The sequence below is a fragment of the Aeromonas sp. 9A genome, assembly GCF_963900955.1.
Taxonomy (GTDB): Bacteria; Pseudomonadota; Gammaproteobacteria; order Enterobacterales; family Aeromonadaceae; genus Aeromonas; species Aeromonas salmonicida.
Window position 1 is genome coordinate 2,850,340 of record NZ_CAWRFG010000001.1, and the last position, 20,458, is coordinate 2,870,797.

Consider the following 20,458-nt stretch of genomic DNA (forward strand, 5'->3'; position numbering starts at 1 on the left):
AATTTTTTCCACTTTGGGGTGCAGTGGTCTTACCAACACACAGACTCGTACCCAATAAAAATGGCCCCGCAGGGCCATGATCACGATGACAGGTCAGGCGCCGGGAGGAAGATCACCACGGATACGCTTGATCCCTTCTTCATAGAGGCCGTCCGACCCTTCCTGCTCTTCACGGGTATCGAAAATCTTGAGGAACCACATGTATTGGCCCGGATCGCGAGTCAGTTGCTGCTCAATCATCTTGTTCATGCGGCAGGTGTCCGCCATCAGATCGCCGCTGGGGTAATCAGCAAACGGCGCCTCTATCTCCAGACGGTAGCAGTACTTGGCCTCATCGTAGCAGGCCAGCATGGGCACTGCCTTGGCACCACTGACCTGCACCAACCGCGGCAGAGCCGGCAGGGTTGCCTTGGGATAGCCGAAGAAGGGCGCAAAGATGCTCGCCTCACGGCCATGATCCTGGTCCGGCAGATAGAAGAAACTGTGTCCACGCTTGACGGTTCTGATCACCGACTTGATGCCGGCACTGCGCTCATAGACAAGGCAACCATTCTTGGCTCGTTCCCGATTGATGTGCCAGTCAAATACCGGATTGCGGGCACTCTTCATCATGGCGCACATGGGCACGCCACGCTGGGTGAAGTAGTAACCGGCAGCATCGACCGGCCAGCTATGGGGCACCACCAGTATCATGGGGCGGCCGGCGGCCTGCTCCGCCTCGATATGCTCCCAGCCACTCACCTGGATACGTTTCATCAGGTAGGCGGGACTGCGCACGGTAAATTCACCAAATCCAAGCAGGGTCTTGAGACCGATGCGGATGGAGGTCATCAGGATGGCATCACGCTCGGCTTGGCTCTTGTTGGCAAAGCAGATATCGAGGTTGGTTTTGGCGATGTAGATCTGTTTCTTGGAGACCCTGACCACCAACGGCGCCAGCCATTCTGCCAGCTTGTCACGCCAGCGCGGCGGCACGAAGGCGAGCACACAGAGTGCGCCGAGTGCCAACCAGCTTGGCCAGTAACGCGGTCGCAATAAACGGGTCTGAAAAGAGGAATCAAACACAGGATCTTGGGAAGACATGAATGAGGTCAAACGAAGAAAATGGGGTTGCATTGTATTCGTCCTGACAGGTAATACCAGTGAAATTCATCGTGAGCACCTCAGGGTGAGCGCTGGTTCAAAAAATGGATTTCCCAGCGGCAAAAACAGTCTCCTTCAACACTTAACCGCAGACAAAAAAGCGCTCCACCCATGGCGGAGCGCTCTCACTACTTCTGGCCAGTGGAGCATGTCGTGCACGCATGCCCTTCTCGTTGACTGACCCCTTACCCCGAGTCTCTCCTGGAGAGTCGTGCCTAGCGGCGGGCGCCGTGTCGGGCGATGCCGTGATCCATGTTGATTTCCCTTAATGGCAGGAAGAACATCAGATAGCGCAAGGCCACATAGCCGACGATCAGGGTGGCGGCACCCAGTTCGAAGTGGGCCAGCAGATTGACCTGCTCCACATAGTGGGTTGCTTGTGGCCACTGCGCCAGCAGGTGGCTTACCTTGAACAGGGCGGTGGCACCTATCACCAGCGGGAAGGTGAAGGCGGCATACCCCGGTGAAAACGGCAGGCGCAACAACTTGATAAACGCCAGATAGATGATGCAGGTCATCAGAATGGCGATCCCCAGCAGCACGGCCACCAGCAACAAGGAAGGATCCTCGGTCACGGTCAGATAACCGGCGAGTGACAGACTGGCAGGGGCCGCCAGAATGGCGATGGTCGGCTTGGCGGCATCCGGTACTTCATGACTGAAGATGAGGCGATAGAGCATCAGCGGCAACATCAGGCCGTAGCAGAGCATGCCAAACCAGAGCAGGCCGTCGGCCAGCGCGGCAAACTGGCCACCCGGAAAGGCCACGTCAGCCACTATGATGCCCACCGGCGGCACAAACCAGCTCGGCACCATGTGATGGATCTCGAACTGCTTGACCCTGTGCCAGACAAACGTGGCCAGAAACAGCAGATGCAGCACAACGGCAAACAACCAGAGCCCCTCGCCCAGACCGGGGGCCAGCATGCCGACCGCCTTGGAGACCACCATGGTGGCCATGGCATAGGTAGGCACAACGCTGCCCACCACAGGGTGAGCCAGATCCTGCCACAGCAGGCGTGGATGAAGCAGAAACTTGAAGGTGAGGATCACCAGCAGCACGGCGGCAACGGCGGCGCCCAGCAGTTGCAGGCGACCATCGAACTGGCCGGCGTTTTCCCAGCACCAACCGAGACTGGCGATCCCGAGTGCCAGGCCCGCCATGGGGGTCGGTGCCGCGGCTAGGGATTGACGAGTTCTTGCGATCATGGCTGAAACCTCTTGTGAGAGACGATGAGCATAGGATAAAGCGCAGCTATCGTTTACGATATCTAAATGAATTGAATCAATTGTTCAGGTAAACCAAACATGAAACTGACCCTGCAACAACTCAAGGTCTTCGCCACCATAGCCCGCTACGGCAATCTGGGGCTGGCCGCCAACGAGCTCTGCCTGAGCAAGGGCGCCGTGTCCCAGTCATTGCAGGAGCTGGAGCGTCAGCTCGCCACTCCCTTGTTTGATCGCATTCACCCCAGATTGCAGCTCAACAACGAGGGGCGCCTGCTGCAACCGGCCGCCGAAGAGCTGCTGACCCGGATGCAGGATATTGAAACCCTGTTCAGCCCGGATGCAGAGCCAAGCGGCCAGCTGCGCCTGGGAGCGAGCCAGACCATAGGCAACTACCTGCTCCCAACCCTGCTGGCCAGCAGCAAGCAGGAGCTGGGGTTGCCACCCAGAGTCACCATCACCAACACCCACCAGCTGTGCCATTTGCTGGCCAACTTCGAGCTGGATCTGGCCTTGATAGAGGGGCAGAACCACCATGCTGATCTGGTGAGTGAACCCTGGCTCAATGACGAGATGCTGATCGTGGCTCATCCCGATCATCCCCTCGCCCGGCGCAGTCGCCTGTCGCTCAGCCAGCTGAGCGATGAAACCTGGGTACTGCGCGAGCCACAGTCAGGCAGCCGCGAGCAATTCGAGCAACAGATCCAGCCCGGGCTGCCTCGCTGGCAGGCAGGGCTGGAGCTCAACACCCTGGAGGCCGTCATGCTGGCGGTTGAAAAGGGGCTGGGGATCTCTTTCATTTCCCGCCTGGCGGTATCGGATCGGTTGCAGGCCGGTCGTCTGGTGGCCTTCTCCCTTGCCCGGCGTTTTCCCCGCCAACTCTCCCTCATCTGGCACCGGCAGAAATACCACTCCGCCACCCTGCGCCGCTTTCTGCAGTTTTGCCGCGCGCAAGAGGGGGCCCTGCCTCAAGCCCTGGCGGACATAACCACTCGGACAAAAGCGCAATAAGATGATCGGACTCGATGATCGCGCCCGATCATCTGGCTTCCCCTTGCCCAGACAAAAAAAGAGAGGGCGCCCAGGCGCCCTCTCTCTCTATCCGTTATTAGGGTGCGGTTGCAAACTGCGCTCTACCCACCCCAGCACTTGTCTGGTCAGGGCCTGCGGCGCCCAGGGAGAATCCCTCAATCCCTGCCTGACACAGGCGGCGAAATGATCCGCCTCGTGCTGCATGCCACCGCCCGCTACCTGCGCCTCTATGTCTCCCGGCCAGGCAGGCAAGGGATCCCCCGTAACCCAGCGTACCTGCTGGGGGTTCCACCACTTGCCGACCAGTTGCAGGGCCCAGCCCTCGCCGCCCAGACAGGCCGCCTTGTCGAGATCCTGGACGATGGAGGCATCCAGCTCGGCCGCGAGGGGACCGGCAAAGCGGAAGCTGGCGGCCACGTCCACCTCACCCGTCTGGCGGGAAAGAGCGACCTGCGGCTCACCCGCAGCCAGCCCCAGCTGGTGACAGATGGCAGCGTAGAGCCAGAGCGGATAGACACCCACATCCCAGGCAGCGCCTCCGGCCAAGGCGGGATCAAACAGTTTGCCGGATCTCTCCTGCACCGAGCCGAAGGCCGCCTGCAGCCGATTGGGGGCAGGCAAGGCGCCGAGTCGCCGCAGCAATTCGCGCATGGCGGGGAAGCACATCACCTTCATGGCCTCCATCAGCAGCAGGCCACGGGCCTGGGCGAGCTGCACCAGCGCATCCCAATCTGCTACTTGAGTCACCGCCGGCTTTTCCACCAGCACGTGCTTGCCCGCCAGCAACATCTGCTTGATCAGGTCGGCGTGCTCCGGGTGGATCACCGCCACATAGACGGCCTCCACCTCGGTGCTTGCCGCCAGCGCTTGGTAGCTGCCATAGGCAAGGGGCAATCCCTGCTCCTCGGCAAAGTCCCGGGCCCGCGTCTGATCACGGGCGGCGATCGCCACCACCTGCCCCAAGCTCGCGTGCTCATTCACATCCTTGCAAAAGCGACGGGCAATGGCCCCCGCCCCGGCAATGCCCCAGCGCAGTGGCCGCGCGTGTGGATCTTCTTGCATCATCATTGCTCCTTATGCGGTGGCCGCGGCGCTTTACGCCTTTGCCAGACTGCGTAGCCAACTGATCTCGTCGCCCCAGATCGTCTCGTCTATGGTCTCCAGGATCAGCGGAATGCCATCGAAACGGTCGTCATTCATGATGTGGTGGAATACCGCCTCCCCCAGATTGCCTTCACGCAAGCTGTGGTGGCGATCGACCCGGCTGCCGAAGGTGCACTTGGCGCCGTTGATGTGCATACCCTTGAGATACTGGAAGCCGACGATCCGATCGAAATCGGCAAACACCTGAGCGCAGGACTCAGGGGTGCGCAAGTCATAACCGGCGGCGAAGGCGTGGCAAGTATCGAAGCAGATACCGACCCGACTCTTGTCCTCCACCCCGTCGATGAGGGTGGCCAGGTGTTCGAACGACCAGCCGAGGTTGGTGCCCTGCCCGGCTGTGTTCTCTATCACGGCCGTCACCCCTTGGCTGCGCTCCAGCGCCCAGTTGATGGATTCGCTCACCAGTCTAAGGCTGGCCGCTTCCGGGATCTGTTTGAGGTGGCTGCCGGGGTGGAAGTTGAGGTAGCAAAGTCCCAGCTGCTCGCAGCGCTTTATCTCATCGAGAAACGCATCGCGAGACTTGGCCAGGCCGTCGGGATCGGGATGGCCCAGATTGATGAGGTAACTGTCGTGGGGCAGGATCTGCTCCGGGCGAAAACCGGCTTTCTCGCACGCCAGTTTGAAGGCTCGGATACTGGCCTCGGACAGCGGCGCCGCCTGCCACTGGCGCTGGTTCTTGGTAAACAGGGCGAAGGCATTGGCACCGATGGCCTGGGCGCGAGCTATGGTGTTCTCCACCCCGCCGGCGGCACTGACGTGGGCTCCGATATATTTCATGAGATCTCCTCTGCTCTGTGAGAGCGCCATTATGCCTATCTGCCCCGCCCGCGCCAAACCGGGATCTTCGATTACCACTATAGAGAGCCAGACCAGAGTATCTGACCACCGATGTCGTGCATGACAGAGGGAGGCGCCCCGTCACTGGCCGCTCGACAATGCCGGGGCAAGTTCACTGGCGAGCGCCGTCTCCAGCACGCCGCCCAGCCAGTGGATGAAGGCCCGCACCCTGGGCGAAAGCTGACGACGATGGGCATAGAGGGCATGAATGGGCAAGGGAGGCGCCTGCCACTGGGGCAACACCATGACCAGTTCCCCACTGGCGAGCAATGCCTCTATCCCGACTCGCGGCATCTGGATGATCCCGAACCCCGCCAGCGCCGCGGCCAGATAGGTTTCGCTGTCGCTCACAGTAAGGGCGCCGGCCATCGCCAGCACGGCGCGGGTGCCATCGGCCTGCAAGTACTCGAACCCGGCTTCTTTATCCCCCGGCACGGCGCCATAGTGGACCAGTCGGTGCCCCGCCAGGTCGGTCAAGGTCTGTGGAATGCCATGGCGGGCCAGATAGGTGGCGCTGGCGCAGTTGATCTGGCGGTAGTGGCCCAGGGGGCGAGCGACCAGGCTGGAAGACTCCAGCGCCCCCACCCGCACTACACAGTCGAAGCCTTCGCGCACCAGATCGACCCGCCGATCCGTGCTGCTCAACATCAGTTGCAAGTCAGGGTGAGCCGCCAGAAAGGCGGGCAGCGCCGGTATGACCAGATGACGCGCCATCCGGCTTGGCATGTCCACCCGCAGCTGGCCGCTGAGTTGCCCATGCGGCCGAAACAGCCCATTGAACTCCTCCATGTCGGCCAGCAACGCCTGACAGCGGGCGTAGCAGAGCTGGCCATCCGTGGTCAGTTGCACCCGCCTGGTAGTGCGATGAAGCAAGCGGGCTCCCAGCTGCTCCTCCAGCCGTCGAATGGCCGCGGAGAGCGTCGCCTTGGGCATGCTCATCTGCTCGGCGCTGCGGGTGAAGCTCTCAAGCTCGGCCACCCGCATAAACATTCTCATCGCATCCAGTTGATCCATGGCGTCATTGTCACTTTAAACGGAACAGTGCATCTATTATTACCCTCTTTATCCATAATGTACGTACCAATAGAGTGGCACTACCGGCTCGTCTCGAGCCCGTATCCACCCCATTGACAGGAGTCGTACCATGACCCGTTCCATCGCTCTCATCACAGGCGCCAGCCGTGGCCTCGGCAAACACTCGGCCCTGGCCCTCGCCGCCAAAGGCGTCGATCTCATCATCACCTATCGCAGTCAGGCCGAAGAGGCGGCCACCGTGGTGGCGCAGGCCAATGCGCTCGGCGTGAAGGCTCATGCCCTGCCGCTCGATGTGGCCGACAGCGCCTCCTTTGCCGCCTTCGCGGCTGAGGTGCGCCAGTTGCTGCAGCGGGAGTGGCGACGCGAACGGTTCGACTTTCTGGTCAATAATGCCGGCATCGGCATCCACACCAGCTTCGAGCAAACGACGGAACAGCAGTTCGACACCCTCATGAACATTCACCTCAAGGGGACCTTCTTCCTGACCCAGCAGTTGTTGCCCCTGATCCGAGATGGCGGGCGCATCATCAACCTCTCGACCGGTCTCACCCGTTTCGCGCTGCCCGGTTACGCCGCCTACGCCGCCATGAAGGGAGGAATCGAGGTGCTGACCCGCTATCTGGCCAAGGAGCTGGGCCCGCGCGGGATCGCCGTCAACGTGGTGGCGCCCGGTGCCATCGAGACTGATTTTGGCGGGGGTGTGGTGCGGGACAACCAGGCGGTCAACGACTTCATCGCCAGCCAGACCGCGCTCGGGCGCGTCGGCCAGCCCGACGACATAGGCGGCGTAATAGCGGCCCTGCTCTCGGATGACAATCGCTGGGTCAATGCCCAGCGCATCGAAGCCTCGGGGGGCATGTTCATCTAACGAACCATCCCATCACTGGGCAGGAAAACGGCCATGCAAAAGGCCCTGCCTCACGGCAGGGCCTTTTCGTATGACAAGGCCAGGGGATGCGTTAAAGCGCCTTGCCACCCGAACTGATGACTGACTGATACCAGTAGAAGCTGTCTTTCTTGATGCGGCGCAAGGAGTTGACGTGCTGCTCATCCCTGTCGATATAGACGAAGCCGTAACGCTTCTGGTAGCCATTGAGCCAGCTCAGGATATCGGTGAACGACCAGGCGCAGTAACCAATCAGCTCAACCCCGTCCTGCAGCGCCTGCTGACAGGCAATAAGATGGCTCTTGAGGTAGGCGATGCGATAGGCATCGTGCACGCTGTCATCCGCTTCCAGCTGGTCAAACTCCCCCAGCCCGTTCTCGGTGATCATCAGCGGCAGCCCGTAGCGGGACGAGAGGCGGCGCAGGGCGATGCGCATCCCGGTCGGGTCTATGGCCCAATCCCAGTTGCTGGTCTCAAGATGCGGATTGGGCGCCGTCTTGTAGAGGCCGGGAATGCCGCTCGAGGGGGTGGTGCCCTTCTGCCCCGTGGTATTGATGCGCTGCAAGGTCTGACCGCCCAAGGGGTTATCTGTGTAAGTCAGGGTGTAGTAGTAGTTGACGCCGATGTAATCCGGTGTGCCTTCCCGCAGCAGCTCCAGATCCCCTGGCAGTATCTCGGGCGCCTCGCCGTTTTCCCGCAAGTAAGCGAGCGCCGCCTGGGGGTAGCGGCCGAAGCAGTAAGCATCCAGCCACCAGTAGTTGGTGAACTCCTCGGCATTTTCAAACGCCAGCATGTCTTTGGGATCGCACGACGCCGGATAGGCGGGCGAGTAGGCAAAGCTCGGGCCGATCAGGCCGTTTGGCACGTGCTGACGAAACGCCTTGATCACCCTGGCATTGGCCAGAAAAGCGATGTGGTTGGCGGCGAAGAAGCGCTTTCTGTCCTGCACTGCAGGCGGATGGGTGCCGAGCTGGTAGGCGTTGGTCAGGTTGTAGTTCTGCTCATTGAGGGACACCCAGTACTTCACCTTGCCCGCAAAGCGCTGATACAGGGTCACGCAGTAGCGTTCGAAATCCTCGATGACGCGCCTGTCTTCCCAGCCGCCGTATTCATCCTGCAGCGCCTGGGGCAAGTCCCAGTGATAGAGGGTCAGCACAGGCTCTATCTGGTGGGCCAGCAGGGTATCGATCAGCTTCTCGTAAAATGCCAGACCCGCCTCGTTCACCTCACCCCGGCCGGTCGGATAGATGCGCGGCCAGCTCACCGAGAAGCGGTAGGCCTTGAGCCCCATCTCGGCCATCAGTGCCACGTCCTCTTCGATGCGATGGTAGTGATCGACGGCCACGTCACCGTTGCTGCCCTCAAAGGTCTTGCCCGGCAACTTGGTGAAGAGGTCCCACACCGAGGGTCCTTTGCCATCCGTGTTCCAGGCCCCTTCTACCTGATAGGCGGCAGAGGCGGCGCCCCACAGGAAATCCTTGGGGAAATCGTTGAACTTGTGGTGATGCATCTGGTGTTGCTCCTTCTGCGCGGATGGTGTCAGCCATCTCTGATAAGTCGGCACCCCATTCAAGGCGCCCCAAATAAATTGGCATAAGCATCGAACAGTTCTAAAATTCCGTCCAATGACAAATTTAACCACTCAACATTCCTGACAGGAATGAAAGGAGTCAGGATGGAGCTCAGAGATCTGAAAGCCTTCGTTACCCTGGGGGAAGTGCTGCACTTCGGTCAGGCAGCGGTGCGCCAGCACGTCACCCAGTCTGCCCTGAGCAAGCAGATAAAGCGGCTGGAGGAGGAGCTTGGCGGCGAGCTGTTCGAGCGCAATGCCAGTACCACCCGGCTCACAGTGCTGGGGCGGGCGCTCTATGCAGATGCCAGCGCCCTGGTGGCCTCCAGCGAGCAGCTGGCTCGCACCGCCCGTGACGTGCTGGCAGGCAACAGCGGCACCTTGCGCATCGGCTTTGGCGTTGCCACCAAGATACTGGTGCCCGCCGCCATCGCCCGTTTTCGCGCCGAGCGTCCCCAGGTGACCATAGAGCTCAATGATCTCTCCACCCATCACCAGCTGCTGGCCCTGAGCGAAGGGCGACTGGATCTCGGTTTCTGCCGCCTGCCCGCCCCCAAGGGGTGGCACTGCCTGCCCGTGGTGCAGGCCCACTTTGTCGCCGTGCTGCCCGCCAGTTACAGCGGCGTGAGCGAGCTGGCGGATCTGGTGGACAAACCGCTGGCAATCCTGCGCCGGGACAAGGCGCCCTCGTTTTACGATCACCTGATGAACTACCTGGCCCAGAGCGGATTGCGGTTTCGCGATATCCAGTATGTGAACGACTTCGCCGCCGGGGTGGCCACCGCCGCTGCCGGCATCGCCTGGACCCTGGTGCCCTCCTCCACCACCATAGAGCACCCGGATGTGCTCACCCTGCCTCTCACCGAGCGCGAAGCGAGCTGGACCATAGGCCTTATCCGCCCGCCCCACAGCAAGGGCCCGCTCATCGACGCCTTCTGGCAGGTTGTCTCCCCCATGAGCGAGCTGAAGTCAGAGCCGTACTAGTCCTGCGCCTGCGGCACTGACAGCACGGCTGTTGACGGCCCCTCATCCGCCGTCTTCAATCTGTGAACAACCTGGTGGGTTTACACACCTAGACACCTCACAGCCTTAAAATGAGGCAACTATTGGAGGTGTTATGACCCGTCAGCGTTATCCAGAAACATTCAAAATCGAAGCGGTTAAACAAGTCACCGAGCGCGGGCGGCCTGTGGCTGATATTGCACGAGCCCTCGGGGTATCCAACCACAGTCTGTATGCCTGGCTCAAGCAGTACGGTAAGCCCGCTGACCAGCAGCACGAAGAGTCTGCCTTGCAAGCCGAGATACGCCGTCTGAAAGCCGAACTGCGCCAAGTCACCGAGGAGCGCAACATTTTAAAGGCCGCCGCCGCGTACTTTGCCAGCGAGTCAAGGAAAGGTACGCGTTCATAACCTCCCGACTCGACCGGTACAGTGTCGTTACCCTGTGCCAGACCCTGGGGGTTCACCGAAGTGGCTTCTTTCTATGCGTGGTTGAAACAGCCCGCGTCGCCACGGCAGCAGGAGGACTAACGACTGACCGGATTGGTCAAGCAATCCTGGCTGGAAAGTGGTGCTGTCTATGGTTATCGCAAGATCCATCGCGATCTTCGTGACTTGGGGGAAGCCTGCGGCAAGCACCGTGTGGCCAAATTAATGAAGCGGGAGGGGCTGCGTTCACAAACGGGCTATCAACGCCGTAAGGGGCATTATGGAGGCAAGAGCCCACAGGCGGCCCCAAACACGCTGGCACGTCAGTTTAAGGTGCCAGCCCCCAACATCTCCTGGGTGACTGACATTACCTACATCCGCACTCAAGAAGGGTGGCTGTATCTGGCGGTGGTGCTCGACCTGTTCTCTCGCCAGATCATCGGTTGGGCGATGCGGCCACGTATGACGGCAGGCTTGGCGGTGGATGCGTTATTGATGGCCGTCTGGCGGCGCAAGCCCAAGCAGGTGGTACTGGTGCATTCGGATCAGGGCAGCCAGTTTACCGGTGGGGAATGGCAGGACTTTCTGAAGGCCCACAACCTGAGTTGCAGTATGAGCCGACGTGGCAACTGTCACGACAACGCTGTCGCCGAGAGCTTCTTTCAGTTGCTCAAACGGGAGCGGCTCAAGCGCCGGATTTACGCGACAAGAGACGAAGCCCGCAGCGACGTATTTGATTATATCGAAATGTTTTACAACCCGATCAGGCGCCATGGTTCCAATGATGGGCTGTCGCCGGTAGAGTTTGAAAAGCAGTTCAATGTTCAACAACAGAGTGTCTAGAAAACCCGGGGCGATTCAACTCAGTTTTTGAATGTACTTATTGATTGTGGTCGGAGACTTGCCAGAACCCAACAGCCAAGTTTTGAACGATACAGCATCGGCCTTTGTGTACTCAGACAGACACTTATCACCAACGTGTTCAATAAATGTACTGATGTAGTTTTGTTGATTTTTGGTCTCTTTGGGAGCCCATGACAATTGCTTTTCAGCAATGTATGACTCTACGTGACCGGAAAGCTTGTCTTCTTGGTCTGGTGATGTGTTTTCGGAAGGTACAGCAGTACAGGGGGACTCGACCCCAGAGGGGCTGCCGGTGCAAGCAGGGATGTGAACGTGCCCGTTTAGCGGGGGATGTTGTGTCGTTGATGCTTCAGCTTCAAACCCAACGGGTTTAGACATGACATCACGGCAAGCAGCATCGGAGATGCATACAGCTTGCTGCACATCAGGGCTGGAATGATTGAAGTGAATTTGAAGTGCCAAGAGCTGGGCTTGTGCCTTGTCTCTTGTTTTGAGGGATTTACGGAAGGTCTGACGACGACCATTACACATGGTCACTCGTTGGTAGTAGTAAATTCCGTTTCTATTCAGTAAGTACATGGCACCTCCTATAAGGATTGTGTGCCAGTTTGTGTGACAGTGATACACAAACAGCTTGCCTTCAACAAGCTAAGTTACTGATCTTAAACGGGAATTTATATGGAAGGTGGTGGCCCCACCAGCCACATCCCGGCACTCGAGTCCCCCGCCTTGGCTGCTACCTTCCGGTCCTGACCAGGTTGACGAGTTATCAATGCGAGCCCAAATAAATCAGGCATTTAGGATAGTCTGGTTGACCCCGACCGTACTCTGAAACCTCAACAAGCGACAACACGCCAGAAGCTCGGTCATCCACATCAAGTGGATATGCTTAAATGGGTAACAAACACGGTTATCCTACCTGCCCTCCCCTATAAACCGCAAGCTCCTCATTGCAGGTCCCCACATCGAAATCGATCAATAAGCGACCGGATATTGAGCAACAAGAAATCTAGTGGTAACTTTGGGTCTCACTTAAACCCGAGGTGACATATGGCTACGAATACTGGCAAAGGATATCGACAAGGATCCGTCAACGACCGCTCTCAAGTGCAGAACCCGGTTAATGGAAACTGGACGAAGAGAGATACAGATACCGGCAAGTTTATCGATCAGAAACAAGGTGGGGAGCCCTTCAAGGGCGTGGCAAAAGAAGTAGATGACCGCCGCAAGTGAGCTAGCAGATGACCGACCAGTGTTCTTGTGGCCAGCCCCTCAATCATTCCGTTGTACTTCATCAGAACGGGCAGAAGCTAAAAAGCTGCCCTAACTGCTCAGAACAAGCTGGCTTCCATGTGTTCTATCGAGCAGGAGAGTTCGGGTTCAGGCGGATGGCAGGAGTGACCCGAATACAATCATGGTGCCGTGGCTGCCGGGCCAAGCATCGATACCGACTAGATCCCGTCCGAACCTGCTGACTAAAAAGGAGCCTGATTGTGGGCTCCTTTAAGATAACGATTAGGCTAGGATAGCCACTGCAGGAAACAGCAAGAGCAAATGGAACAATAACAGTATTGGGGTGGGGTAGCCCTTCACCTTGCTAAGATCCCCTTTTACATCAACTGGTAGAGTGTCACTGTTGCGATAACAGGGCAGCAGGAGAATCAGGGCCAAACCGACATAGATCATAACCGACCCAGGTATGCTCAACCAGTCATACCGAGACATCAGCCAATCGAATATTTCAGGTGGGTGCCTCGCCAAACCATCACGTTTGAACCGGATAAACCATCCTATCATAAGGCCAACAGTAGTGATGCCAACGCCTCCCACAGCCAAGGTCCATGACTTCTTTTGAGCCATTCCCATTGCCCTCAGTCGTTTTTCAAGACCGATAAAGCAGATCAACGCCCAGTGGAAGGAGCCGAAGGCTGCGACTAGCAGCATAGTCGGGAGACCAGGTATAAGGTGCGACCTCAGACCCAGCATCCCCAACCCGAAGTAGAACAGGATGACAGCCATAGCAGTCAACCACAGTCCCCAGAGGTGGGCCCTCAGCATACCTGATAGATACGTGTTATAGCTGCAGATACCGCCTCGCAGATAGGGGCTGTTGTTGATCTCGTCTGGTCTGAACTGCAACTCTCCCTTTAGGGATTGTTTTAGCCAGTGCCGATAGCTCGCCCACTTGCCCACCAGTTGTGCGGACGCTGTTTCCCGCTGCTTGAAGAACCGTGATGGCTCTTGCTTTATTTTATCTAGTTCCATGTTGTTTTCCTTGTTGTCACATCCATTCAATCGCCCGATGGCCCACGCAAGATCCGCTGCACGCTAGAGAGGCTGATCCCCATTCGACGTGCAATCTCGGCCTTGGCTATCCCTCGTTCGGCAAGAACCAACACCTCTTCCCCTTTGGCCATAGCAGTCGGCTTGCGGCCCTTGTAGACCCCTCGCTGTTTTGCCATAGCAATCCCTTCTGCTTGACGCTCCAACATCAGTTCCCGCTCAAACGTGGCGATAGCACCGATCATGGTCAGCATCAGTTTTCCAGTCGGTGTCGAGGTATCGATACCCAGATTCAAAATCCGCAGAGCAACCCGCTTAGCGTGCAGGTACTCCGAGATCTCCAAGAGGTGGCGGGTGTTGCGAGCCAAACGATCCAGCTTGGTCACCATCACCACGTCTCCTTCACGAACAAAATCCAGCATCAACGAGAGCTGAGGACGGTCATCCTTGGCCCCGCTCACTTTCTCCTGGAATATCTTGCTGCACTCAGCCAGAGCCTGAAGCTGGGCATCCAGGCTCTGCCCCACAGTGCTGACACGTGCGTATCCCACCAGTGCCATGGTCTCCTCCTGGTCAATAGGGCAAGGTACACTGACGCGACCTGTCAAAAGGTCCAAAGGAACCCATGTGACCGGCAAAAAGTCCTGCTTTCGCTCGCGTCACATGGCCTTGGTCTATTGACCTGTGCCAGTGATAGAAATGAAAACGGGCCGATCCGTTATGGAGGGCCCGTTACAGGGGTCAGCCAGTTGACCTAGCTGAGTTTACAGATGGCCAGCTCAATGCTGACCTGGGGGGATCTCAATGACGCGTCGCACCGCCCGGCATCCGCAATACCTTTGCCAAAGCTGCTTGTTTGGCCTTGCGTTGCTGGTGAACCAGAAGGGTGCCGCCGGTCAACACGGCCAGGGCTAGGGAACTCAGGATCATCTTGTTCATGGATATTCTTCTCCGTTCATGTTGTAGAAGTGTGGCGGCATGTAGCGGGCCATCATCGCGTTGACGATGACCGACGCGAACGCCGTCAATGCTGCTTTCAGGGCATCCAGCAGCAGGGTTTTCATGAAGTCGTTCATGGCGATTACTCAGGGGTGATGTCGAGTCGGTAGACCTCCATCCGGTGATAGGCAAGAAAGTTCCTCTCCCAGAGCCGGTAGAGGTCCATGGTGGTGGCCAGCGGCCGTTCTCCACACCAGAGCTGGGAGGCCCGCCCGGCGTTGAAGTCGAAATCGAGATCCTTGACCAGTTCACCCCCGAGGTAAGTGAACTCGGTGACGTAGGCCATCCCCCAGTTCCCGGCCCGTTTCTCCAAACGGATTTCGACCGGGCGGTAACCGCCAGTGTCAGCGGAGTAATCGGGACTGCGGAAGTTGAGGGTCAGGTCGGTAGCATCGGGGTAGCTGTCGATAACATTGTCGAACAGAGCCTGTAGCGGTTTGGATGGGGTCATAGCAGCCCCCTATCGGCAAACGAGACGATGTCGTGCTGTCCCACCACAAAGTGGTCGAGCACTCGCACGTCGAGCACTTCCAGCAGTTCCTTGAGACGGGTCGTTATCGCTTTATCAGAGTCAGAGGGCTCGACCATACCGGAGGGATGGTTGTGGGCCAGAATGACCGCAGCGGCGTTCCTGTTGAGGGCGGCCTTGACCACCTCACGGGGGTGAACTGTGCCCGCATTGATGGTGCCGAAGAACAGCTCCTGGTAATCGAGCAGCCGATGCTGGTTGTCGAGCAGCATGACGGCGAACACTTCCCGCTCGTACTCCCCCATCTTGAGCCGAAGAAAGTCTGCTGCCGCTTTGGGCTGGGTGAAGGCTTGTCCCAGGTGCCGCTGTCGGCTCTCCAGAATAGCCAACGCCTGATTGATGATGTGATCGCCCTGTCCTGAGTGATCGTCGTAGTGGTGTGACATAATATTAACCTCGCGTCGTTTGGGTACACGAGTTACTTATGCCAATATGTTCCCCCGTTATTGATCTCGAATGAAACCGGTATAAGTCAGACAGTAAAGGGAATATATTTAGAGCCCCCTTTAAGTTTTTAGATCTCAATCACGGAATTCATCAATACAAAGTGATAGTTTTAAGTCTCTCTCAACAACTGTGTGAGAGAACAAGCAGAATATAATGAATGCATGAAATTTTTTATAATAACCATAAGTTAATAAATATATAAGTGTTTAATCTACAAACGAACCCCATATATTTATCCTGGCTTTTTGTAACAAAAAGCATCTTTATAAAAATTCATTTGACTGCTCCCCTGTTATTTAACACATCGGAGAACTGTCATGGAAATTACTCATTTTAGCCCAGCTCAGCATGGAGAATTTGGTTATATAATTGGAAAGGCCAATGCTAACCACGAAGTCACTCTCGCACGGTCCCCGATCATAGGATACTGTTCGTATTTTTCTGAGACTAAGAATGAAGAGGTCATGGTATTTACCTTACCTGTCTGTTCTGTCGGGGAGAATCGCGATCCTGTGTTCATCCAGCGATATGACGGAACATTCACAGACGTCAATGGAGAGCATCAGTTCTATTCGTTGGTTGAGATGATGGATCATTATGGCTACGAGCCGAATGATCCAGATGCTCTACCTCCAACCAATCCGAAAGAGCTGTCTCTGTATGTCTGGCGCCCACTGCGTAATCCTGCGGATTAACAGAGCGAATCACATCTGCTGATTTTGAACCCGGCCCTTTCCCCACCACCAATGGGAAAGGGCCTTTTTCGTTGAGTGATCCTGCCGAAACTTCATCTACTTATAGAACTTTTTCTGTGTGAGATTTGGAAAAAGAAAGTTCTTAAAAACGCTAAAATTTCAGCAGAATGAGAGTTCTAACTCGACTCCACCCATGACTCCGCACCTCCCCTTGTCCGGGCGACAGAGGCAGCAGGAACATCTCTGGTTTAAAGTGTCATCCCTGCCCCATTGTGCTTCAGCCAGGAGACCTGCTTCTGGTAATCCGGCAGCACCTTATCCACAACATCCCAGAATGCAGCGTTATGGTGGCGGTGCAGCCGATGGGCCAGTTCATGCACCACGATGTAATCCAGCACAGACAGCGGAGCCATCAGGCAACGCCAGTGGAAATTCAGATCCCCCTGAGTCGAACAGGAGGCCCAGTGGTGCTGTAGCTCCATCACCCTGACGGTCCGGTAGTCCACACCAAGCTTAGGAGCGTAATAGGCAACCCGCTTCGTTATCCTGGCCAATCCCTTGTTACGGTAGAAGTGCTTGAATAGCTCCATCCCCCGTTCGGCCCTGTCACGCCTCATCAAGAAGTAACCATTCTTGAGGGTCAGGTCTTCCTGCTGATCATCCACCAGCTTGAGGCGGTAGTTACTACCCAGATAGGGAAAACCCTCTCCACTGACAAACTGACGCTCGACATGGGTGCGGTTAAGGTCTTCCCACTCGGCGAGATTGCGATAGATCCAGCTTCGTTTCTGCTCCAGGATCTGCTCGACTTTCTCGACATCATAGCCCTCAGGAGCCAGCACGGCCACACTGCCATCTCGCTCGATCAAGATACTGGTGGTCTTGCGTTTGCTTTGCTTGAGCGTGTACTGGATGTCTTTGTAACAGGGCATCAGGCTGGCTCGCTACTGTCTGCCATCCGGCTAATTCCCAGAACCTCGGCACTACGGCGACGTGCCAAAGCAACTATCTCAACCGCTAGCTGTTCACGCAGGTCTCTCAGCTGGGGCACTTTACTCAGCACCAGCTGCCGCTTGATGTGGCCCTTGAGATTTGACACCAGATCGGCCCGCTCCCAAAAATCCAGGTTGCCGATGTTCTCGTTCAGTAGTTCCATCACCTTGTCGACGCACTCTTTCACCTGTTCCACATGGGCAGCCAGATTGCCCCCCGTAAAGGCAATGCTGACGATCAGGTCAAAGAAGGGATCTTCTACTCCAGCATCAGGGCCACGGCCAGCCAGCACCTCTTTACGCAAGACAGCCAGCTCGAGCATCATCTGCTCCCAGTTGCCAGCATGTTTCTTGATGATCTCCTCGAGCTTCTCGCTCATTTTTTTGAAGAAGACAGGGTCATCTTCCGCATTCACCTTGCAGTGTTTACGGATGGCGTGCTCCATCTCGCTGGCCTGAGCCTTCAGATCCGGTTCCTTGGCGGTATGGCTCATAAAGCTGTCGCTAAACAGCTCCATCGGCTTGATCTTGGGGTTGATACCCAAGCTGATCAAGTGCTCATCGATCAGCTTGCGGATCTTCTCGCCCACCCCGTTAAAGCTCATGGTGTCGTCTTTGTAACGCTCTTTCGCCTTTGCCTGGATGTGGACAAACTGGTACATAGGGATCTTGTACGGATTGGCCAGAGCGTTGGGCATGACGATATCCATGCTCTGCAAAAACTTTTTCAGAAAGACATTGAAGCTATCCCGACGCCGATGGTCTTCCAGCGCCTCGATTGCCTGCAACTGTACGTGATAGTGATCGTCAGCATTGAGCTTTTGCATCACCAGCGCTTCTATTTGCTGCACGCCCGCATCTGTGAATAGCTGTAGCAGACGACGACAGCGGCTCTCCAGTACCGGTAGCTCACTGTCGATACTCCGTAAACTGTTCAGGATGTCATCCTGATCATCCTGGGAATACATGGAGAGGGCTTCGTGCAGATGGTGGGCCAAACCGATATAGTCGACGATGTAGCCTCGAGTCTTCTCCTTGGCGGTCCTGTTTACCCTGGCAATGGTCTGCAACAGGTTGTGCTCCCGCAGCTTCTTGTCAAGGTACATCACCTGCTCAATGGGGGCATCGAAGCCGGTAAGTAGCATGTCACAAACTATCAGGAAGGCTACGCCAGTATTGGGATTGGCATCGTCAAATTTTTTCTTGAAACTCTCAACCGCATTGAGTTCGTTGGCCTGCTTACGAGCCTGAATGAACGCAGCCGATTCGTTGGTGCCATCCGAAGAGATAACCACTGCCGTCTTGAGGAACTTGAGACGAGCCAGCCACTCTGGGTTAACCGACGATGGCGGCTGCTTTTCGTAGGCGTCAATCTCTTCAGCAAGCGCCTTGTCAATGGCCGCCTGATAGCGAATAGCAGCTAACTTGGAAGAGCAGACCACCTGAGCCTTGAAGCCGGATGGCAATATGTTGCGAAGGTAGTGCTTGACCAAATCGCTAGCGATAGCCTCGATACGTGCCTCGGCCTCCAGAACGTCCCCTTCCGCCCCGTACTTGCGGCGAATGGCCAAGAGCTCAGCTTCAGTGCGGTCTTTGAACAGGTCTTCAAACTTGGCGTCGAAGCCCGATTTATCATTGATGGCACTGTCGGCAGTTTTCCCCTCGTAGAGGATCTGCAGGGTCGCCCCATCATCGACAGCATCTTGCAGCTTGTACTTGTCGATATAGGCGTGCCCTTCACTGGTGCCAAATCGCTTCCAGGTCGGGGCTGTGTGATGATCGGCAATCAGTGGTGTGCCGGTAAAAGCGATTCGGGTGGCCTTCGGGAAGGCGTCGAACAGATTATCTGAAAGGCTGGCCCTGTCCTTCCCGCTGCGTTGAGTGCGGTGGGCCTCATCAATCAGGATCAGCACCTCTTCCCGATTGCTGATCACGCCAAAGGGCTGATGGCGGACAATCTCGGCCTGATAATCGGCACTGACCTCTTCGATCTTGTTGTCATCACCACTGGCCTGGGCGGCAGCATACTCAAGGTCGAGCTTCTTTTTCACTGACTCCGGCAAAAAGCGGCTGTCTTGCTCCCGAAACTTGTGGATCATCACCATGTTGAGATTAGAGCTGTCATTGGCCAACTGGCTCTGGGCTGCCTCGGTGCTAGCAATCTCGGTTACCGTCTCATCGGTCAGCGCTGCTGTTTCCGTCAACTGCTCTTCAAGATCGGTGCGGTCGTTGACCATCAGCACCTTGTAACGCTTCAACTGGGAGCAACGGCGTAACCTTCGCACCAGGAAGACCATGGTGAGGCTCTTGCCACTACCCTGGGTATGCCATACCACCCCGGAACGTCGCAGGCCAGTTTCCCCTTGCCGCATCCGCTCGATGATCTTGAGCACAGCCCGATACTGCTGATAGCGGCAGATCACCTTCACTCGGGCACCACCCGCATCCATAAACAGAGTAAAGCTGCGGGTAATGTCGAGCAGTCGCTCTGGCTTTAGCATCCCCTGCACCAACTGCTCTTGAGGGCGATGGCGGCCAACCTCTAGAGCAACATAGGGCTCTTCATCCGGATAGATGCTCTTCCAGTTGAAGTAGTACTCCTCGGTCGAGGTGATACTGCCGAAACGGCAGTCGTCACCGTAGGAACTGATCATCAGCTGGTTGGTGTAAAAGAGGGCTGGCTCGCCTTCCCGCAGCTTGCTGTGCTCAGGCTCTCGCAGATCGGCGAATCGACGTAGCTGATTAATCCCCTCGGCCATCGGGTCGGAACAATATTCAGCCCGCAGCTTGCACTCGATAACTACTAGGGGCATACCGTTGACGAACAGAACGATATCAGGGCGGATATGCTCTTTGCTGTGACTTGGGGTGTCGACACGGAATTGATTGATGGCGGTGAAGGTGTTGTTCTGCCAATTGTCGAAGTCGATCAACTTGACCACAGGGTCGGCCTCGCTGGTCACTTCATTGCAATCGAGCTGCCATTTGTAGAGACGCTGCAAGAAGGTTTCGTTGGCTTCCAGAAGCTTATGAGTGCCGAAATCGGTGACATCACCGAGCAGGGTCTCAAGCTGTCTATCGGTCAGCCAGTGCTGGCCATCCTCGGTGGCGTTGATTCGATCCACCGCTTTTTTAAAGATATCGGGGAGAATCACCTGCCGAAACGAGGTGCGAAAGCTGGTGGCCGGATCCTTAGGTACCCCTTGCCCCAGGTCATGCACCTCCCAACCCATCGCCGCCAACTGAACCAGCAGCGGTTTTTCAACCTCCAGATACTCCGACATCCGCACTCTCCCCTTAAACGGGGCCGACACTGAGCCCCAGATC

Annotated in this window: 20 protein-coding genes, 1 other RNA gene and 1 pseudogene; 6 read left to right on the forward strand and 16 right to left on the reverse strand. The window is 56.9% G+C overall.

Going from position 1 to position 20,458, the window contains the following annotated elements:
• Positions 1-93: 93 nt before the first annotated feature.
• Positions 94-1,083 carry a lauroyl-Kdo(2)-lipid IV(A) myristoyltransferase gene (gene lpxM, locus AACX78_RS13275; RefSeq protein ID WP_159166469.1) on the reverse strand — a complete coding sequence of 330 codons (990 nt, stop codon included), beginning with the start codon at positions 1,081-1,083 and terminating at the stop codon, positions 94-96.
• 275 nt (positions 1,084-1,358) lie between these two features.
• Complete coding sequence (locus AACX78_RS13280) at positions 1,359-2,351, reverse strand: TDT family transporter (RefSeq protein WP_017412087.1); 993 nt, start codon at positions 2,349-2,351, stop codon at positions 1,359-1,361.
• A gap of 99 nt (positions 2,352-2,450) precedes the next feature.
• On the opposite strand from AACX78_RS13280, the gene AACX78_RS13285 reads away from it, so the two are divergent.
• A complete protein-coding gene (locus AACX78_RS13285; RefSeq protein WP_159166470.1) occupies positions 2,451-3,380 on the forward strand; it encodes a LysR substrate-binding domain-containing protein in 930 nt (309 codons plus the stop codon).
• A gap of 87 nt (positions 3,381-3,467) precedes the next feature.
• On the opposite strand, the gene AACX78_RS13290 is transcribed toward AACX78_RS13285, so the two are convergent.
• From AACX78_RS13290 to AACX78_RS13300, 3 genes are all read right to left on the reverse strand, one after another.
• The gene (locus tag AACX78_RS13290) at positions 3,468-4,469 is read right to left on the reverse strand and encodes a Gfo/Idh/MocA family protein (RefSeq protein WP_159166471.1); all 1,002 of its coding nucleotides are present in this window, start codon (positions 4,467-4,469) and stop codon (positions 3,468-3,470) included.
• A 27-nt stretch (positions 4,470-4,496) separates the two neighbouring features.
• Complete coding sequence (nfo, locus tag AACX78_RS13295) at positions 4,497-5,342, reverse strand: deoxyribonuclease IV (RefSeq protein ID WP_159166472.1); 846 nt, start codon at positions 5,340-5,342, stop codon at positions 4,497-4,499.
• Positions 5,343-5,483: 141 nt separating this feature from the next.
• On the reverse strand, positions 5,484-6,416 hold the full coding sequence (locus AACX78_RS13300; RefSeq protein ID WP_159166473.1) for a LysR family transcriptional regulator: 933 nt from the start codon (positions 6,414-6,416) through the stop codon (positions 5,484-5,486).
• Positions 6,417-6,546: 130 nt separating this feature from the next.
• On the opposite strand from AACX78_RS13300, the gene AACX78_RS13305 reads away from it, so the two are divergent.
• Positions 6,547-7,305 carry an SDR family NAD(P)-dependent oxidoreductase gene (locus AACX78_RS13305; protein WP_159166474.1) on the forward strand — a complete coding sequence of 253 codons (759 nt, stop codon included), beginning with the start codon at positions 6,547-6,549 and terminating at the stop codon, positions 7,303-7,305.
• A gap of 91 nt (positions 7,306-7,396) precedes the next feature.
• Here the strand turns inward: AACX78_RS13305 and AACX78_RS13310 are convergent, their stop codons facing one another.
• Positions 7,397-8,833, reverse strand: a complete 1,437-nt coding sequence (locus AACX78_RS13310; protein ID WP_159166475.1) for a glycoside hydrolase family 1 protein — start codon at positions 8,831-8,833, stop codon at positions 7,397-7,399.
• Between the two features lie 165 nt (positions 8,834-8,998).
• On the opposite strand from AACX78_RS13310, the gene AACX78_RS13315 reads away from it, so the two are divergent.
• Together AACX78_RS13315 and AACX78_RS13320 are read left to right on the forward strand one after the other, a co-directional pair.
• The gene (locus tag AACX78_RS13315; protein ID WP_099993374.1) at positions 8,999-9,877 is read left to right on the forward strand and encodes a LysR family transcriptional regulator; all 879 of its coding nucleotides are present in this window, start codon (positions 8,999-9,001) and stop codon (positions 9,875-9,877) included.
• Between the two features lie 133 nt (positions 9,878-10,010).
• Positions 10,011-11,165: pseudogene (locus tag AACX78_RS13320) on the forward strand (IS3 family transposase).
• 15 nt (positions 11,166-11,180) lie between these two features.
• On the opposite strand, the gene AACX78_RS13325 reads toward AACX78_RS13320, so the two are convergent.
• Entirely contained in the window at positions 11,181-11,765 is a 585-nt protein-coding gene (locus tag AACX78_RS13325) for a hypothetical protein (RefSeq protein ID WP_201302853.1), read from the reverse strand.
• Positions 11,766-11,885: 120 nt separating this feature from the next.
• Positions 11,886-11,970, reverse strand: an RNA gene (gene ffs, locus AACX78_RS13330) — signal recognition particle sRNA small type.
• A gap of 266 nt (positions 11,971-12,236) precedes the next feature.
• Here ffs and AACX78_RS13335 point away from each other — a divergent pair.
• Entirely contained in the window at positions 12,237-12,419 is a 183-nt protein-coding gene (locus tag AACX78_RS13335; RefSeq protein ID WP_159166476.1) for a hypothetical protein, read from the forward strand.
• A 282-nt stretch (positions 12,420-12,701) separates the two neighbouring features.
• Here AACX78_RS13335 and AACX78_RS13340 read toward each other — a convergent pair whose 3' ends face one another.
• From AACX78_RS13340 to radC, 6 genes are all read right to left on the reverse strand, one after another.
• Positions 12,702-13,451, reverse strand: a complete 750-nt coding sequence (locus AACX78_RS13340) for a hypothetical protein (protein ID WP_159166478.1) — start codon at positions 13,449-13,451, stop codon at positions 12,702-12,704.
• A 26-nt stretch (positions 13,452-13,477) separates the two neighbouring features.
• Positions 13,478-14,029, reverse strand: coding sequence for a recombinase family protein (locus AACX78_RS13345; RefSeq protein ID WP_159166479.1), 552 nt, complete (start codon positions 14,027-14,029; stop codon positions 13,478-13,480).
• Between the two features lie 241 nt (positions 14,030-14,270).
• Positions 14,271-14,408, reverse strand: coding sequence for a hypothetical protein (locus tag AACX78_RS13350; RefSeq protein ID WP_201302854.1), 138 nt, complete (start codon positions 14,406-14,408; stop codon positions 14,271-14,273).
• On the reverse strand, positions 14,405-14,533 hold the full coding sequence (locus AACX78_RS13355) for a hypothetical protein (protein WP_265342328.1): 129 nt from the start codon (positions 14,531-14,533) through the stop codon (positions 14,405-14,407). Before AACX78_RS13355 ends, AACX78_RS13350 begins: the two co-directional genes overlap by 4 nt.
• A gap of 17 nt (positions 14,534-14,550) precedes the next feature.
• Positions 14,551-14,919, reverse strand: a complete 369-nt coding sequence (locus AACX78_RS13360) for a DUF2787 family protein (RefSeq protein ID WP_159166480.1) — start codon at positions 14,917-14,919, stop codon at positions 14,551-14,553.
• The gene (radC, locus tag AACX78_RS13365) at positions 14,916-15,383 is read right to left on the reverse strand and encodes a RadC family protein (RefSeq protein ID WP_159166481.1); all 468 of its coding nucleotides are present in this window, start codon (positions 15,381-15,383) and stop codon (positions 14,916-14,918) included. The genes AACX78_RS13360 and radC overlap by 4 nt, the downstream gene beginning before the upstream one ends.
• A gap of 378 nt (positions 15,384-15,761) precedes the next feature.
• On the opposite strand from radC, the gene AACX78_RS13370 reads away from it, so the two are divergent.
• Positions 15,762-16,139, forward strand: a complete 378-nt coding sequence (locus AACX78_RS13370) for a hypothetical protein (RefSeq protein ID WP_151909613.1) — start codon at positions 15,762-15,764, stop codon at positions 16,137-16,139.
• A 248-nt stretch (positions 16,140-16,387) separates the two neighbouring features.
• Here the strand turns inward: AACX78_RS13370 and AACX78_RS13375 are convergent, their stop codons facing one another.
• Together AACX78_RS13375 and AACX78_RS13380 are read right to left on the reverse strand one after the other, a co-directional pair.
• Positions 16,388-17,071: a M48 family metallopeptidase gene (locus tag AACX78_RS13375; RefSeq protein ID WP_159166482.1), complete on the reverse strand. Its 684-nt coding sequence runs from the start codon at positions 17,069-17,071 to the stop codon at positions 16,388-16,390.
• Positions 17,071-20,415 (reverse strand): type I restriction endonuclease subunit R, encoded by a 3,345-nt coding sequence (locus AACX78_RS13380; RefSeq protein WP_159166483.1) that lies wholly within the window; start codon positions 20,413-20,415, stop codon positions 17,071-17,073. The genes AACX78_RS13375 and AACX78_RS13380 overlap by 1 nt, the downstream gene beginning before the upstream one ends.
• Between the last annotated feature and the right edge of the window lie 43 nt (positions 20,416-20,458).